The following is a 15,860-nucleotide window of genomic DNA, read 5'->3' as shown; positions in this document are numbered from 1 at the left end:
AAAATCTCAAATCTCAAATTATTGTGACTTGGGGCGAGAAAACTGGGAAGGTGACTTAAAGTTTTCTACTGGTACGTTCTTAAGTGCTTTCTCCATAAAATCTTTCCAAATCGGAGCGACCATAACGCCACCTGTGGCATGGTCAGCTAATTGTCTGTTGTCGTCTCTGCCTACCCAGACAGCAGTTGTTAACTGTGGCACAGTACCAACAAACCAAATATCTTTTTCTGATGATGTTGTTCCCGTTTTCCCTGCGGCAGGGCGACCGATAGCAGCACCTTTACCAGTACCTTCAGAGATTACCGATCGCATCACATCGATAATTGCTGCTGATGCCCAAGGGTCGAGAACTAGCTGTGGTTTAGGCGTGTTATCTAACAACACGTTACCACTACTATCAGTAACACGGGCAATTACAGTTGGTGGAGATTGCCAGCCATAATTAGCAAAGGTAGCATAAGCACTAGCCATTTCCAAAGGTGTAACACCAATTGCCCCAAGTGGCAAGGAAGTCACAGGTTCCATTGGACTCGTAATTCCCAAGGTACGGCAGGTTTCGATCACTCTATTCATCCCCACAGCCTTACCAATCTTGATCACGGGAATATTTCGCGATTGGGCTAAAGCTGTACGGATTGGCATCGCTCCCCTAAAACTACCATCATAATTTCTGGGAAAGTACCAACCGTTACCATCTCGATAGCTAACTGGAGAATCATCCACCGTTGAGTCTGGTGCATATTTACCACTAGCGAAAGCAGTATAATATACAAACGGTTTAAAAGAAGATCCGGGCTGGCGCTGAGATTGAGTCGCACGATTGAATTCACTGGTCTTAGGATCTATACCGCCCACCAATGCTTTGATAAAATGCGTGCGTGGATCAACTGCTACCAAGGCCATTTGATTCTTAGATAATCCCTGATCTAAAAGTGTTTTGTGCCACTTCGTAACAGTTTCTTCTGCCATGATTTGGAAATTGGCATCAACCGTAGTTTGCACCCGCATCCCGCCTTTGAGTAGTGTCTCACGCCCAAACTTCTTAGCCAATTCCTGCGCTACGGTATTGGTTACATAAGGGAGGGCACTACCTTGAAAAGATTTGATTTTACCAAGTTTGATTTCTTGCTTGAGGGCATTGTCGTACTCTGACTGGCTAATCCAGTTCAATTCCAGCATCCGTCCCAGCACTTCTTTTTGTTTCTGTTTTGCCAGCTTCATGCTCACAAACGGGCTGAATTCTTCTGGTGCTTGGATCAACCCCGCCATCATTGCCGACTCACCCAAGCTTAAATATTCTGCTGACTTATTAAAGTAACTACGTGCTGCTGTTTGTACTCCATAATTGTTATGACCCCAATAAACTTGATTGAGGTACATTTCTAATATTTGGTTTTTATCGAGAATTTGCTCTAACCGAATTGCTAGCACCGCCTCTGCTAACTTACGTGTAAAAGCACGCTTGCGAGACAGAAACAGGTTTTTTACCAATTGCATTGTGACGGTAGAGCCACCCTCTTTGACTCCACCTGCTGCTGCGTTAACTACTACAGCACGCCCAACGCCGACGGGGTTGATACCGTGGTGATCGTAAAAGTGGCTATCTTCACTTGCCAATACTGCCCGTTTTAAATTCGGGGAGATCCTATCTAGGGGTACGACTTCCCGGTTGGCTTCCCCGTGGACACTGGCTAAGAGTTTGCCCTTAACGTCATAAATGTAAGTCGTTTCTGAGGGAAAGAAGTTACGTAGCTGTCTCACATCTGGCAAATTACGGAAACTGATGGCTAAACCAACTAGTCCTCCGGCTACAATGGAACTTGCCAGCATGGTGATTGAGAGGAGAGTACCGCCAGTTACCTGACCGACTCCTTTCAAAAACTCAAAACCTGATGAAGCCCGACGCTGTGGCTGTTTATCTTCAAAAGTCCTAGACGACGACACGGCTATTTCACTTCCTCACTTGTAAATTTAACTGTAATTGATTGGGTGAAGCAAGGCGGTTAATTTTTTGCAATTATAGTAGTTTGGCAGATGAGAAAGTGGATAAATTGCAAGTGTTTATAACCAACTTGACTTCTAGTGTGCAAAACATAGCTAATAATGAGTCTATTCCGATGACGCAAGATTTTGCTTGGTTGCGTCGTGGTGTAGTAGAAGTTTTCCCACAATCACCTGATGTTAACAGCGAAAGTCTAGAAAGGCTCTTACTAACTACAAACCAACCTTTGAGGGTCAAATTAGGAATTGACCCTACGGGTACTGATATTCATCTTGGTCATAGCATACCAGTACGAAAACTGCGAGGATTTCAAGATGCAGGTCATACAGCAGTTTTAATTATTGGTGATTTTACCGCGCGTATTGGCGATCCCACTGGTAAATCTGAAGTGCGTCGTCAGCTTACAGAAGCAGATGTCGCGCAAAATGCTCAGACTTATCTCGATCAAGTACGTCCTATCTTGGATTTTGACACACCAGGAAGGTTAGAGGTGCGCTACAACTCCGAATGGCTCTCTAAGCTCAACTTAGAGAAAATTTTGGAGTTACTCTCCACCATGACGGTGGGGCAGATGTTGGCTAAAGAAGGATTTGCCGATCGCTATAAAAAAGAGAATCCGATTTTTATCCATGAGTTCCTGTACCCGTTAATGCAAGGTTTTGATTCGGTTGCAGTTGAGGCAAACGTGGAATTAGGTGGTACTGATCAAAAATTTAACATTGCTGTAGGTAGAGATTTGCAGCGCCATTTTGGACAAAAGCCCCAATTTGGAATGTTACTGCCAATTTTGATTGGCACGGATGGTGTACAAAAAATGTCTAAGTCTTTAGGTAATTATATCGGATTGTCAGAACACCCAGGACAAAAGTACCAAAAGTTACAAGGAGTTCCCGATCATCTGCTGTCACAGTATTTTGAACTGTTGACGGATTTACCTTTGGATAAACTGCCAGAAAATCCTCGCGATCGCCAGACACTTTTAGCATGGGAAGTTGTTAAGCAGTACCACGGCGAACAAGCAGCCCAAGAGGCGAAAGAAGCAGCCCAAAGCGGCGGTAAGGAAGGTGCAGTTCCAGAATTCTCTCTAGCTAGTGTGCAGCAGTTCCCTACTAAGTTAGCGTATATTCTCAATGTCACTGGCTTGTGCAAAAGTACAGGGGAAGGAAAGCGAAAAATTCAAGAGGGTGGAGTGCGTTTAGATGGCGATCGCATCACTGATGCTGATACCACTTTCGATGCTCCTAGTGAATTACAAGGTAAAGTTTTACAAGTTGGGAAAAATAAGTTTGTGCGTTTAGTGCCTTAAATGGGGAGTAGGGAATGGGGAATCGGGAACAGGTAGAACAACGAATTATAGTGCCTTTGGATGTGCCGGATGAACAAAGCGCGATCGCACTTTTAGATCAACTTCCACAAGTGCTCTGGTGGAAAGTAGGCTTAGAGTTGTTTACTAGCACTGGCCCAAAAATTCTGGAAGTATTAAAGTCTCGGCAAAAGCGCATTTTCTTGGATTTAAAGTTTGATGATATTCCCAATACCGTTGCTGGTGCTTGCCGGAGTGCAGCTAGATACGGAGTGGATTTACTGACAATTCATGCTACATCTGGTAGAGATGCTCTGAAAGCTGCAACAGAGGCAGCACAAGAAGGGGCTGCCCAAGCAGGTGTCAAACCACCTAAGTTAATTGCGATTACTTTGTTAACAAGTATTTCTGCTAGACAGTTGGCATTTGATTTAAAGATTCCCCTAGAATTGCCAGAATATGCTTTAGAAATGGCACTGCTGGCTCAAGACGCAGGATTGGATGGGGCAGTTTGTTCGCCCCAAGAAGTAACACAGTTGCGGCAAACTTGTGGAGATGACTTTTTGCTTGTTTGTCCGGGAGTTAGACCAACTTGGGCTGATATTGGCGATCAAAAGCGATCGCTCACGCCACTTCAAGCCATTACTGCCGGCGCAAATTATCTAGTAATTGGGCGTCCCATCACCACTGCTACTGAGCCTGAGTTAGCCTGGAAGAGGATTTCTGAGGAGTTAACCACGGTGGCATGAAGCTAAGAGTCAGTGAAAAACTCAGAATGCAGGGTGTAGGGGAGAACAATCTTGCCTCTTCGCTCAAAAAGAAAAATTATAGTTGGCTTTTAGCTTGTGGGTTCTGGGTTTTAGTATCAAATAGCCTTGCTTACCCAGCCTTCTCGATAAACCTCACGCCTAAATCCTCTGCGTTAGCAGAAAAAGAAAATGTCAACGGTGGGGTTAAGTCTTTGTGTTCTGAGCAAAATTTAGAAACATTAACTATACAACTACTGCAAGATTTGCCTAGTTATACTAATCGCGCTAGTCAACGCGCCCGTCGCCTCAGAAGAAGCAGTGATGTTTACAGTTACATGCTAGTGGCAGGAAGACCTGAGTTTACTCCTTTGCCCCTTAACCTTGAAGAATATAGTGCAGACGTTTCTAAAAATTCTGCATCAGGAGTTGAGCAAGTTTTTTTTACTACCTTAGAGCGGCAGTACATAGGAAAGAAAGCGGTAGAATTGCAAGAATTCCACTGGCTATTGTTGACTAAAACTAAAATTGGTTGGCGTTTAGTGATGATGTTTTCTCAAATTGGTTCTTATTCAGGACAACAGCCAGTATCTCCGCCACGCGATAGTAGTAAGGGTACTGTTGCCCAAGGAGTTAAAACTTGGTTACGCGATTGTCAAGCTGGAAGTGTACGACGGATGCGTGCTGTCAATGTCGGAGACAAAATTCAACTTCGTTGAACTCATATCAGTTTAGTAGTGGACATTGCGATCTGCACTGACATTATACTGAGTTAGCGCCGTGAGAACGAGGGCGTTCCAATCGATTTTACCTTCCATCAATTTTTGAATCAGATACTTATTTCAAACCAAATAAATGTACATCATCCAACTAGCTTGTATCAGTGGAATTGCACCTATATCTTTGGGAATATTTTCAGGAAATATAGCTAATAAATAGCTAAAAAAAGCAGACATTATTTAAAAACAAAGACTGGCTTGAATTTAAGCGTTGTAACTCCTGTTTTTTGGCGATACCATGAGGATAAGTTTATTTCAAGCTTCTCAAACCGCATTTAGCGTCAGTTTTTTTTATGGACATTCAGTTAATCAACATTGGTTTTGGTAACATCGTATCTGCCAACAAAGTAGTTGCCATTGTCAGTCCAGAGTCTGCCCCGATTAAACGAATTATTACCGAAGCACGGGATAAAAATCAACTGATTGATGCAACTTACGGTCGTCGGACTAGAGCTGTAATTATCACTGATTCCAACCACGTAATTCTGTCAGCGATTCAGCCAGAAACAGTAGCGAATCGCTTTGTAATTTCCCGCGAACACCAAACTGTAGATAATTGACTAGGACTCGACCAACCCAAAATTGCTGGGTGAGGGTGGGGAGTAGGGAAAAGTTTTTTCGTTTTGTCAATTTGGATAGCTAGCAAAGTTGCTTTGGTGAACTACTAACAGTGGATTAACAATTCCACTTAGTATTTGCACCGTATCGGCGTACTCTATAAATTAGACAAGTTTTCTGTTACCTTTACTAAAAATTCTTTAGTTACTAGTGGACTTGGACAGGAACACAAGACTAATGAATAATATCTATTGATTGATTCACAGGTTGAAGGGAGATGCCAGTTTTACCCATCCAGAGTAGTGCTACTACCGAAGAGTGCTTACATTTAGGCAGATTAATTGTTTTAACTGGCCCCAGTGGGGTCGGTAAAGGCACTTTAATGCGATCGCTCCTAGAGCGTCATCCAGAACTTTATTATTCTGTATCCGTGACGACTCGTTCTCCTCGCCCAGGGGAAATCGATGGCAAAAGTTATTACTTTATCAGCCGCAGTAAGTTTGAACAACTAGTTGCCGAAGGTGAATTTTTAGAATGGGCAGAATTTGCTGGTAACTATTACGGCACACCTCGTGAAGCTGTACTTAACCAAATTCATTCGGGTAAGTTGGTGGTGCTAGAAATTGAACTAGAAGGAGCAAGACAAATTCGTGCTTCCTTCCCCAGTGCCCTCAGCATTTTTATTTTACCGCCTTCCTTTGATGAATTAGAAAGACGGATACGCTCTCGTGCCCAAGACTCGGAAGAAGCGATCGCCCGCCGTCTAATCCGCGCTCACGAAGAAATTCAAGCCGCAGATGAATTTGATATTCAAATCGTTAATGACGATTTTGAAACTGCTTTAAATGATATTGAAGCAGTTTTGTTTAAATAAGTTAGGAGTTAAGAGTTAGAAATTATGAATTTAAACTTTTAACTCCTAACTCCTAACTACTAGTAATTAACCAAATAGACCTTGAATTAGTGCCAAATTACTAGTTAAAAAGTAAGCAACTACTGCACCACCAATACCACCAATCAAGAAAGAACTAGCAAAGTTGTTCCAGCTTTCTTTAGAGTTAAAAGCATCTGTTGGAGGCTTGGGTACGGTAACACTAGGAAGCGCTTTGGGCGGATTGCTATTGGCATACAGCGATAAAGCGCCGGTAAGAACTACAACCAGGCCAATGGCTGCTAGTAACCCAGCTAAATTAGCACTATCTGTGTCCCGCAGTGGGCCCAATTTGGCAAAGGGGCCAAATAGCCAGTAACCATGAGCCATACCAACTTCTAAACCCCGTCTAGCAGGAGCCAGACCTGGGCGATAGGCAGGTAAGTTATTAATGAACCACTTGCTCAAGGGAGAAGAATTAACCGGGGTTTCTAGATTGCCAATCTGCGGATCGCCGAATGCGGGAAAAACAACTTCCCGATTTCTGGGATCGCTAGGGAGATTTTTCGATGCATCTACTGCTTGCGCCATATTTTTATGTTCGCCTCTAAATTAAAATGGTGGCATTTTTATATTAATAATAATTGTAGCTAAAGATGTCTTTTTGCTAGGAAGTTTAGAAAAATTAATTTAGCTTTTTTTAAAACGTGAAACTCGCGATCTGTAAACAGAATCACGAGTTTCAAAAAACTATTTTTGCTGCCTATTTTGGTGATAATTCTGCCTAACTAAGCTGAATACATCAACTACATTATGCAAAACATAACACATTTAACTGTCTTAAATCGCATTTGACACTTATGGTAGCGGGTGGAAAAGTAGGTCGGGGAAAAAGCGGTTGAATTCAATCAAGATACCTGCTGTGATAAACAGCCATATAGTTGCTGCCACTGGCGCTGTGGAAATAAACTTAACCAAATAAGAAGATTGGTCGCCTTTGTCTGCCATGAATTTAGCCTCCAAAACAAATGAATTAGTTAGAGCTGATTTAGCGTGGAGAAATGGGGATTTCTGTATCCTTGGCTGTTAATTTTCCAGAGAGAAACTCTTGGAGAGCCGCTACTGGCCAAGTAAAACCTGACGCTATTATGGGTAGTGCCAAACCAAAATCGATTTGGATTTCTTTTTGTTCAGTGTTCGGATCTTTTTTGACTGTTTGCAAATAGGTACGGCCTACCCAACCAATCCAACCAGCAATATATAAAAATAGAATGCTGGGGATCAAAAAGTCACCAGCATGATTTAGACGACCATCAACAATCAAGTGGGGATACCCTTCAGGGCCGCACAGTTCTTGAGAATAACGCTCAAACCGTTTTCTCCCAGATTCGGGATCGGCAGTGGTATTACGGGCATTAGCTGCTAGCTGTTGAAAAGCGGGATTGTCTTTACACGGTGTCAAATTAGCCCCTAAAGCTTGTGCTGGGGGAGCAAAATTGAACCAAAGACAGATCGCTAACATCAAAGCAAACAATCGTGGCATAGAGTTGTTTCCTTTTATTACAAAACAAAAACTTCTTTGTACAAAACGAAGCGGCTTGTACAGTTTGTTTATTTGCATAACTAGGAAGTCATCATACTCTTGGGTGGGAACCGAGTAAAGTTTAAGTAAATAAAAGTTAAAGCTTCTCAACCAAAATAGAATGTTGAATGCCCAAAAAGAAGTGCTAAGTATAAGAATTGTTGTTGTAGGGTAGTAAAGAAGCAAGATTTTCTCTTTATTACTCAGGACTTTAGACTCAGCACCCATCACTTCTTACTCTCAATGGCAACCGTTTTAGCAATAGAAACCAGCTGTGATGAAACTGCCGTCGCAATTGTTAACAATCGTAATGTTTGCAGCAGTATTGTAGCCTCGCAAATTCCAATCCATCAGCAATACGGTGGGGTAGTGCCAGAAGTAGCGTCTCGCCAGCACTTGGAAACAATCAATGAAGCGATCGCACAAGCCTTAGAGCAAGCTCAACTAGACTGGGGAAAAATTGACGCAATTGCTGCTACTTGTGCCCCTGGACTTGTAGGAGCGCTATTAGTTGGATTAACTGCTGCCAAAACCCTAGCAATGGTACACAACAAGCCATTTTTGGGAGTTCATCACCTTGAAGGTCACATTTACGCAACTTACTTGAGCGAATCAACATTAAATCCCCCTTTCCTTAGCTTACTGGTTTCAGGCGGACATACAAGCTTGATTTATGTCAAAGATTGTGGTAACTACGAAACGCTGGGACAAACTCGTGATGATGCAGCAGGTGAAGCCTTTGATAAAGTGGCGCGATTATTAAAGCTGGGTTATCCGGGTGGGCCAGTAATTGACAAGTTGGCACAACAAGGGAATCCTCAAGCCTTTGCTTTACCGGAAGGAAGAGTTTCTCTACCAGGTGGGGGGTTTCATCGTTATGATGCGAGTTTTAGTGGATTAAAAACGGCTGTATTACGTTTAGTACAGCAGTTAGAGAAAGATGATGGACAAGTGCCAGTGGCAGATGTAGCAGCTAGCTTTCAGGATACCGTAGCGCGATCGCTAACCAAAAGAGCGATCGCCTGTGCCCTTGACTATGGTCTAGACACAATTGCTATTGGTGGCGGTGTAGCAGCTAATAGCGGCTTGAGAAAAAACCTCCAAGCCGCCGCCGTTGAACATAACCTACGCGTCCTATTCCCACCTCTAAAATTCTGTACCGATAACGCTGCCATGATTGGCTGTGCCGCCTCTGACCATCTATCCCGTGGTCATATATCGCCTCTCACGCTAGGCGTTGAGTCTAGGCTAGGGCTTACCCAAGTAATGAAGTTGTATCAACCTATTAAGTAGTCATTAGTCATTTGTCCTTTGTCCTTTGTCCTTTGTCATTTGTTAGTTGTAACCACCAATGACCAATGACTAATGACCAATGACTAATAGACTTCTTGCAAAAGTCCGGGAAAAGGGGAAGGGTAAAAGGGTAAAAAAAACTCAAAATCCTTTCCCTTTAACCTTTACCCTTTCCCCTAAGAGTGCAAAAATATATTTTTACAAGAGGTCTAATGACCAATGACCAATGACCAATGACTAATGACTAATGACTAATGACTATTGATCGGATATGGTCAGCTACTGCATCCGGCTGTTCCAACATAGCCAGGTGTCCGCAATTCGGAATTTCCAGAACATTATCACCACAGTATTGGAACAGTCGATGAAAGCTAGCTAAATGGCGCACATACTTGGGTTCCATAACCTTGTCTTCTGCACCAGCCAAAAAATAAACTGGCTGCTTCAGTTGGGATACTAGCTCAGGTAAACGATTGATTTCTTCTTCCGTTGTAGAGTCTAACAGAGTTCCCAGAGCTGCTTCTGGGTCAGCCACAACGAAATCAATTACCCGTTGACGTGCCCAATACCGCTCCAAAGGACGAGCTACACTAGCTCTGGTAAACAGCAAATCAATCAAAGGCACTTGGGACAGCCAGCGTGGACGGATTTGCAAAAATTTCTGACCCGCCGAGCGAAACTGCTCAAAGGCTTCTTTGAGGTAAATACCACCGCCAGCGTTGATACAGATCACACCCTTAACAGACTCAGGTATTTGATCTGCTCCCCAAAGAGCGATCGTCCCACCTAATGAGTGACCAATTAGCCAAGCACTGGTAATATTTAGCTGTTTCAGGAGAACTGCTAAATCCTGAGTGTATGCAGCAGGAGTATAAAGAGAATCGAAAGGTGAACCAACCCCACTACTGGAAATGGGTGTAAGATTCAGAGACGTTTGTGAACGACTAAAATCGGTTTTTAGCTGGGATTGCGATTCCCCAAAACCCCGCAAATCATAGGACAGGCACTGCAAATCATTTGATAGGCGGGAAATCACAGGTTGCCAATATCCACGGCTATTGAGCCAACCGTGGATAAATACTAAAGCGTGAGGGCAGGAAGTGGGAGCCGTTAGCTCGTATGCGTGTGGAACGCCCAAGATTTCGATAGTTGCCATACTTATATCGTACCTTTAAGGGCGGGTGCGACTAAATACGGAGTGCGAAGAATTAGGAAGTACAGACGCGATTAATCGCGTCTGTACAGGAGTGGGGAGTGAAGAATTGTTAATTTTTAACTCACAACTCATAACTCCTCACTTTTTTCATTTCCCCAACAACCTCTGTCGCACTCCTTCAGCAATTTTGTGACCCAGATATTCAGGAATGAGGCTTTCATTCGGCCCCAACAAGTAGAGAATTAGCCGTGTACGTCCGCGCCAGACCAGTAAATTAGCATTGACTACCAGAAGGTCTTCCTGCCAGATGGCGTACATTACTTTGTAGAATAATCCTGGTTGATTATCGGCTTCAATCACTAGGGCAGGGAGATGAAAGACCGGATCGACATAGAACTCAGTTTGTACTTGCTCTAAGCCAGTATCAAGATTAAATTCTACTGCGAGCATCTCTTCTACCTCAAACCGACCTCCTAAAGCCTCACGAATGGCACGACAGACATTTTCTGCGGTTTTCTCGGTTAAGGCTTTACTACCACGAGACACCAACAGTTTGATAAAAACTAACATTGGTGGACGGATTTGACCGTATAGACTTAGACCGTGGATAGTCAACCCATAAGCTGCTAGTACACCAAAAATATCGCTGAGGAGAAAAGATTGGTTGCGGTAAGCAAAATGCAGGGCACTTTTGCTACCTTCCGGTTTCAGTTCAATAACAGCGCGTCTAGTTTTATAGAGACGGTATGCTAGCCGCAAATTTTGCAGCTGAATTTCACTGCTGACGAATTGCTCATAAAACTGGGGAAACGCTCGGTTAAAGCGCTTTAGGAGTTCCAGTGTTGAAGATTTTAAACCAGAAGCCATTGTTAAGGGTAAGACTCGCTTGCTTTCGTCACCTGGGGACTGGGTGTTGGTGTTGGGGATTGGGGATTGGGGATTGGGGATTGGGGACTGGGGAGGCGAAGGCAGAGGAGCAAAAAAAGAATAATAATCCCCCATGCCTAATGCCCAATGCCCCATACCCAATCCTTTGTATACAATACACTCCTAAGCTAACGTGCATTTAAGCTCTATACGACTAATTGCCAGGATTAGGTTTTTCCATTTTGAATTTTAAATTTTGAATTAGTTATATCCTTCCCTTTTGGTGAATTTCCCCTACCCTTTACAACAAAATGCTAAAGTTGAAAATGATTGGTGTGAAACACCCTTTAACTAGCTGTTACCATTAAAAATCCCGAAAACAACCGAAAAACTTTGAGTGTCAGGGGTAGTAAATGGCAGTAGCTATGTTAAATGTGAATCAACACTCCTGAGAGTGGAAACCAATTCAGTTATACTACCCGAACCACGTTGGCATGGGTTTTTGGAAAACTTGGTTTAGTACTCCTGAATCTGTAGCGACAACTAGGACAAACCCCTTTGAAGAGCATACAGCAGGAACTGCGGGCAACTCCAGCCCCAGTGGCATTAGCGAAGCTTCTTCAAAGGAAGCTCGGATCGTCTTCAGTACGGAACGAGATATTGACCTATATGAGCTAGAAGAACTCTGTGATGCAGTTGGTTGGTCACGTCGTCCTCTAAGAAAAGTGAAAAAAGCTATTGAGCATAGTTTTCTCGTCGCCTCAATGTGGCAGGTGAGAGGAAACCAAAAGCGGCTCATTGGTTTTGCCCGTGCTACCTCAGATCACGCCTTTAATGCCACTATTTGGGATGTAGTGGTTCACCCAGACTTTCAAAGTCAAGGATTGGGTAAGGCGCTGATGAAATACGTTCTCAAAAAACTTAGGAGTGAAGAAATTAGTAATGTCACTCTCTTTGCCGACCCCCATGTTGTGGATTTCTACCGAACTATGGGGTTTATGGCTGATCCAGAAGGTATCAAAGGTATGTTCTGGTATCCTCACTAGGTCTCAATCCAAATAAAACCCGATTAGCATAATAAAATCAGGTATAGTAGTACGAATCTATTATTTTGATTTGGTTTGACAAGGTTTAGCCGACGAACGAGCAAGTATATCTCTTGTAAAACTAAGTCGGCAGAAAAACCTTTATTAGTGTAGTGTAAGGATGTAATCTAGCTCGTCTTTGCAGAATATAAAAGATATTAGGCATAAGTCGTGATATCTGATATAATCAGATTAATGCTTTTGTGAAAAGCGCGATCGCTTTAATGGGAAGATTAAAATCAAACCAAAAAAGTAGATAGATATAACCGGGATGTAGCGCAGCTTGGTAGCGCGCCTGCTTTGGGAGCAGGATGCCGCAGGTTCAAATCCTGTCATCCCGATTTAATTAATGTAGTTAATAGTTAAGGCAGATTGACTAGGCTTTTTTGCTAGGATGTGCAATTAAATTGTATATTTTTACGGAGAAGATTAATCTGGCTGTTCTGCTGTTGGGTTAGTTGTTGACGTCTAACAGACAAATTTACTCTTTAAGCAGTAAGATATTTCTGACACTGAGCTTTGTAGAGATTTGAAAATATATTATTAAAACAATCGTACATGGAACGATTGATTTAATAATAGCGTCACCCAATATTAGAAAAAGCCGATAGAATGGCATTTATCATCTCCAAGGTCAGAGAGATGGAGAGGCTTTTCACTCTTTGAAAAGACATATAATAGGCATCTACGGCATTTCGCAGTGAATAGCGAAGCAAAACTCAGAAAAACACAACGTTAACACAGCCAACTTGTGAAAACGATAGTATAGCAACCCTAAATAGTTGGGGAATATTGGATTTTGACCGTTGACCCTGCGGGTGACGCTCCTGCGTCGCTACCGCTTGCGCTAACGGCAGTCCAACGCCAGTCACCTGCGACGGAAAACCCGTCTTCAACGCTGGCTCCTCTTTGTTGGAACAACAAGACCGGGCTGCCTCACGCTTAACACTTAACCTCAACGCGCACAATGAATTTTTCACAACTCAAATAGATTGCTATATAACTAAAGCTAGTTGGTGCTGTGCAAATCCAACCACTTGTTTAATTTAATTGGACTATTGATGCGAGGAGCAGTCATGAAATCATTTATTCGCTTGGGCGCAACATTGGGTATAGCTGGCAGTGTATTTTTAACGGGGCTTTCAGGAATAGGAAATTTACCAGGAATAGGTAATCTAGAGGCAGTGGCTTTGCCACAAGATCAGGTAGTGAAAAAGCTCCAAGAAGTACCTGTATTCACGCTCACCAATCCCAAAGGCGAATTCGTAGTTCTTTCGAGAAACAACGCATCCAAGCCAATCTCGCAAGTGGGATTTTTTATTAGCAAGCAAGATGCTCAAAAATTCCTTGACAATCGGCTCAAAAAAGAAAACCCCCAGTTGGCAAGCACCCTACAGGTTAGACCTTTGTCCTTGGCAGACTACTATAAAATAGTTCAAGAAAGCAAAAAGAAGTCAGACTCTGTAATTTATACTTTAGTCCCGACGCAAGCACAGGTAGCTTCAGCAACAAGTATGCTGAATCAAAATGGTAAAAAAGGAGAGCAATTCAATGGCGTTCCCTTGTTTGTACCCAAATTTAAGAAAGATAATAGCTATCTGACTATTCCTATTGCTAAAGGCAATGAGCGCGCTATCCCTTTCTTTTTTGAGAAAGAGCAGGCACTGGCTCTATTAGACGAATTCAAAAAAGCCGTGCCAAAGGAAGGAGACAACACTGAAATTCAAGTGGTGGATTTATACGGTGTTATGGAGGCTCTCAATAGCAGCAGCGATCCTAGCATCAATAAAATTGTCTTGTATCCATCACGAGAGTCGATCAGTTTTATTCGATCGCTAGCCCCGAATCAATCATCAGGTGCCAAGCCAGCTGCTACGACCGCTCCGAAAAAATAACGGTTATGCGCTCCAAGGTTGAGGTATGGGGGAGAATCTGATAGTTTCTGGTTTACAACTTTGGCAGTGGCGAAATGCAGCTCTGAAAGCAGCGATCGCCACTGATGTGCCAGCAATGGAGGTAGATTGGCTGCTTTTAGAGATCGCTGGGTTAGACCGCTTGGCACTACGTTTGGAGTCTTTTAAAAACTGGCCGCAAGTTCAGCTGCAATTGCCACTAGAAGAGTTAGACCATCTGTGGCAAAAGCGATTAAATGACCGCTTACCAGTGCAGTATATTGCGGGAGTTACACCTTGGCGTAACTTTCAAATCGCTGTTTCGAGTGCGGTTTTGATTCCCCGACCAGAGACAGAATGCTTAATCGATTTAGCTTTAGCATCTACTAGCAATGTTTCAGGACATTGGGCGGATTTGGGTACTGGGAGTGGAGCGATCGCCATCGGATTAGCAGATGTCTTGCCAGCAACAATTCATGCAGTAGATTACAGTTTAGAAGCTCTGGCGATCGCTCAAACCAACGCCCGTAATTTGGGTTTTGCTGACCGAATTAAATTTTATCAAGGTTCTTGGTGGGAGCCACTGTCCTTTCTCAAAGGTCAGTTTAGTGGTATGGTGTCGAATCCTCCCTACATACCCACCAGTACCTTACCTACTTTGCAGCCAGAAGTAGTCAATCATGAACCACATCTAGCTTTGGATGGTGGCGCTGATGGCTTAGATTGCATTCGCCATTTGGTAGAAATCTCCCCTAGTTATTTGCAACCTGGTGGCGTGTGGCTGATTGAGATGATGGCAGGACAGGCAGATACAGTGCGAGAACTTTTGCAAAATCAAGGTAATTATTGCAATATTCAAATTCATGCTGATCTAGCTGGAATTGAACGCTTCGCCCTAGCTTATAGAAGTTAGAAAAACTCTAACTACATTTGGCTATCTCCATCTGTTTGAGCTATTGCAAAATCACTTAAATATCATCAATTGCATCGGCAATTCGTGGCAACTAATGTTGATTTAGCTTAAGTCAAAATATATATTAAATTGTTCTTGCTGGCTTACTTAGTAATACAGATACATAATGCAAGTTTCCCTAGCAGACCTAATAGCTGGCGCACGCGCTGGTGTTTTAGTGAGCTTTCCTACCGATACTGTGCCTGCACTTGCAGCCATACCAGAAAAAGCTGGATTAATTTTTGCAGCAAAGCAACGCAGTCAGGATAAACCTTTGATTTTGATGGCAGCTAGTGCTGAAGATTTGTGGCTGTATGTCAAAGGTAGTGAGAATGAGTATAAAGTTTGGCAAGAATTAGCAGAAAAATATTGGCCAGGAGGGTTGACGCTAGTTTTACCAGCTTCAGATAGCGTCCCAAAAGTTATGAATCCCATTGATCCAACGACAATTGGAATTCGAGTACCAAACAGTGCGATCGCTCAATCTATTTTGGCCGAAACAGGCCCTCTTGCCACCACTAGCGCCAATTTTTCTGGTCAGCCGCCTTTGCAAACAATGGCAGAAATTGAGACTCAGTTTCCCAAGGTTCTGACTCTAGAATACCAGGGTGAAATACCAGGGATGGGTGTACCTTCCACCGTAGCGAAATGGACAGGAATAAATTGGCAGATTTTGCGGCAAGGTGCGATAAAGTTAGATATTTCCAGTGATAACCAAATATAGGTCGCTATAATGTTGGCTTCCTGATTTTAACAACAGAGAAATCTGGAACT

16 protein-coding genes and 1 tRNA gene are annotated in these 15,860 nt (G+C 43.1%); 11 read left to right on the top strand and 6 right to left on the bottom strand.

Annotated features, from left to right (window positions below):
- Positions 1-18 precede the first annotated feature (18 nt).
- Positions 19-1,944, bottom strand: a complete 1,926-nt coding sequence (locus RMX98_RS14665) for a transglycosylase domain-containing protein (RefSeq protein WP_322681090.1) — start codon at positions 1,942-1,944, stop codon at positions 19-21.
- Between the two features lie 173 nt (positions 1,945-2,117).
- Between RMX98_RS14665 and tyrS the strand changes: the two genes are divergently transcribed.
- From tyrS to gmk, 5 genes are all read left to right on the top strand, one after another.
- On the top strand, positions 2,118-3,308 hold the full coding sequence (gene tyrS / locus RMX98_RS14660; RefSeq protein WP_322681134.1) for a tyrosine--tRNA ligase: 1,191 nt from the start codon (positions 2,118-2,120) through the stop codon (positions 3,306-3,308).
- 14 nt (positions 3,309-3,322) lie between these two features.
- Entirely contained in the window at positions 3,323-4,054 is a 732-nt protein-coding gene (gene pyrF / locus RMX98_RS14655; protein ID WP_322681088.1) for an orotidine-5'-phosphate decarboxylase, read from the top strand.
- 26 nt (positions 4,055-4,080) lie between these two features.
- Positions 4,081-4,770, top strand: coding sequence for a hypothetical protein (locus tag RMX98_RS14650; RefSeq protein WP_322681133.1), 690 nt, complete (start codon positions 4,081-4,083; stop codon positions 4,768-4,770).
- Between the two features lie 353 nt (positions 4,771-5,123).
- Entirely contained in the window at positions 5,124-5,390 is a 267-nt protein-coding gene (remA, locus tag RMX98_RS14645; protein WP_322681086.1) for an extracellular matrix/biofilm regulator RemA, read from the top strand.
- A gap of 275 nt (positions 5,391-5,665) precedes the next feature.
- Positions 5,666-6,262 carry a guanylate kinase gene (gmk, locus tag RMX98_RS14640; RefSeq protein ID WP_322681085.1) on the top strand — a complete coding sequence of 199 codons (597 nt, stop codon included), beginning with the start codon at positions 5,666-5,668 and terminating at the stop codon, positions 6,260-6,262.
- Positions 6,263-6,328: 66 nt separating this feature from the next.
- Here gmk and RMX98_RS14635 read toward each other — a convergent pair whose 3' ends face one another.
- From RMX98_RS14635 to RMX98_RS14625, 3 genes are all read right to left on the bottom strand, one after another.
- Positions 6,329-6,850 carry a photosystem I reaction center protein subunit XI gene (locus tag RMX98_RS14635; protein ID WP_322681084.1) on the bottom strand — a complete coding sequence of 174 codons (522 nt, stop codon included), beginning with the start codon at positions 6,848-6,850 and terminating at the stop codon, positions 6,329-6,331.
- 267 nt (positions 6,851-7,117) lie between these two features.
- Positions 7,118-7,267 carry a photosystem I reaction center subunit IX gene (gene psaJ / locus RMX98_RS14630; protein WP_292853575.1) on the bottom strand — a complete coding sequence of 50 codons (150 nt, stop codon included), beginning with the start codon at positions 7,265-7,267 and terminating at the stop codon, positions 7,118-7,120.
- Positions 7,268-7,307: 40 nt separating this feature from the next.
- Positions 7,308-7,802, bottom strand: a complete 495-nt coding sequence (locus RMX98_RS14625) for a Photosystem I reaction center subunit III (protein ID WP_322681083.1) — start codon at positions 7,800-7,802, stop codon at positions 7,308-7,310.
- Positions 7,803-8,084: 282 nt separating this feature from the next.
- Here RMX98_RS14625 and tsaD point away from each other — a divergent pair, with 282 nt between their 5' ends.
- On the top strand, positions 8,085-9,134 hold the full coding sequence (gene tsaD, locus RMX98_RS14620; RefSeq protein ID WP_322681082.1) for a tRNA (adenosine(37)-N6)-threonylcarbamoyltransferase complex transferase subunit TsaD: 1,050 nt from the start codon (positions 8,085-8,087) through the stop codon (positions 9,132-9,134).
- A gap of 244 nt (positions 9,135-9,378) precedes the next feature.
- Here tsaD and RMX98_RS14615 read toward each other — a convergent pair whose 3' ends face one another.
- Positions 9,379-10,290, bottom strand: a complete 912-nt coding sequence (locus tag RMX98_RS14615; protein WP_322681081.1) for an alpha/beta hydrolase — start codon at positions 10,288-10,290, stop codon at positions 9,379-9,381.
- A gap of 147 nt (positions 10,291-10,437) precedes the next feature.
- Positions 10,438-11,313 carry a hypothetical protein gene (locus RMX98_RS14610; RefSeq protein ID WP_409881145.1) on the bottom strand — a complete coding sequence of 292 codons (876 nt, stop codon included), beginning with the start codon at positions 11,311-11,313 and terminating at the stop codon, positions 10,438-10,440.
- Positions 11,314-11,651: 338 nt separating this feature from the next.
- On the opposite strand from RMX98_RS14610, the gene RMX98_RS14605 reads away from it, so the two are divergent.
- The 5 genes from RMX98_RS14605 to RMX98_RS14585 all read left to right on the top strand — a co-directional run bounded on the left by RMX98_RS14605 (position 11,652) and on the right by RMX98_RS14585 (position 15,810).
- Positions 11,652-12,203 (top strand): GNAT family N-acetyltransferase, encoded by a 552-nt coding sequence (locus tag RMX98_RS14605; protein WP_322681080.1) that lies wholly within the window; start codon positions 11,652-11,654, stop codon positions 12,201-12,203.
- 306 nt (positions 12,204-12,509) lie between these two features.
- A tRNA-Pro gene (locus RMX98_RS14600) sits at positions 12,510-12,583 on the top strand.
- Positions 12,584-13,318: 735 nt separating this feature from the next.
- Entirely contained in the window at positions 13,319-14,137 is an 819-nt protein-coding gene (locus RMX98_RS14595; protein WP_322681079.1) for a Tic22 family protein, read from the top strand.
- A gap of 25 nt (positions 14,138-14,162) precedes the next feature.
- The gene (gene prmC / locus RMX98_RS14590) at positions 14,163-15,047 is read left to right on the top strand and encodes a peptide chain release factor N(5)-glutamine methyltransferase (protein WP_322681078.1); all 885 of its coding nucleotides are present in this window, start codon (positions 14,163-14,165) and stop codon (positions 15,045-15,047) included.
- Between the two features lie 163 nt (positions 15,048-15,210).
- Positions 15,211-15,810 (top strand): L-threonylcarbamoyladenylate synthase, encoded by a 600-nt coding sequence (locus tag RMX98_RS14585; protein WP_322681132.1) that lies wholly within the window; start codon positions 15,211-15,213, stop codon positions 15,808-15,810.
- The last annotated feature ends 50 nt before the right edge of the window (positions 15,811-15,860 follow it).

Origin of the sequence: Nostoc sp. DedQUE02, from assembly GCF_034531035.1 — a bacterium.
Classification (GTDB): Bacteria; Cyanobacteriota; Cyanobacteriia; order Cyanobacteriales; family Nostocaceae; genus Nostoc.
Note: the sequence above shows the minus strand (reverse complement) of the source record. Positions and strands in the feature narration are given on the sequence as shown.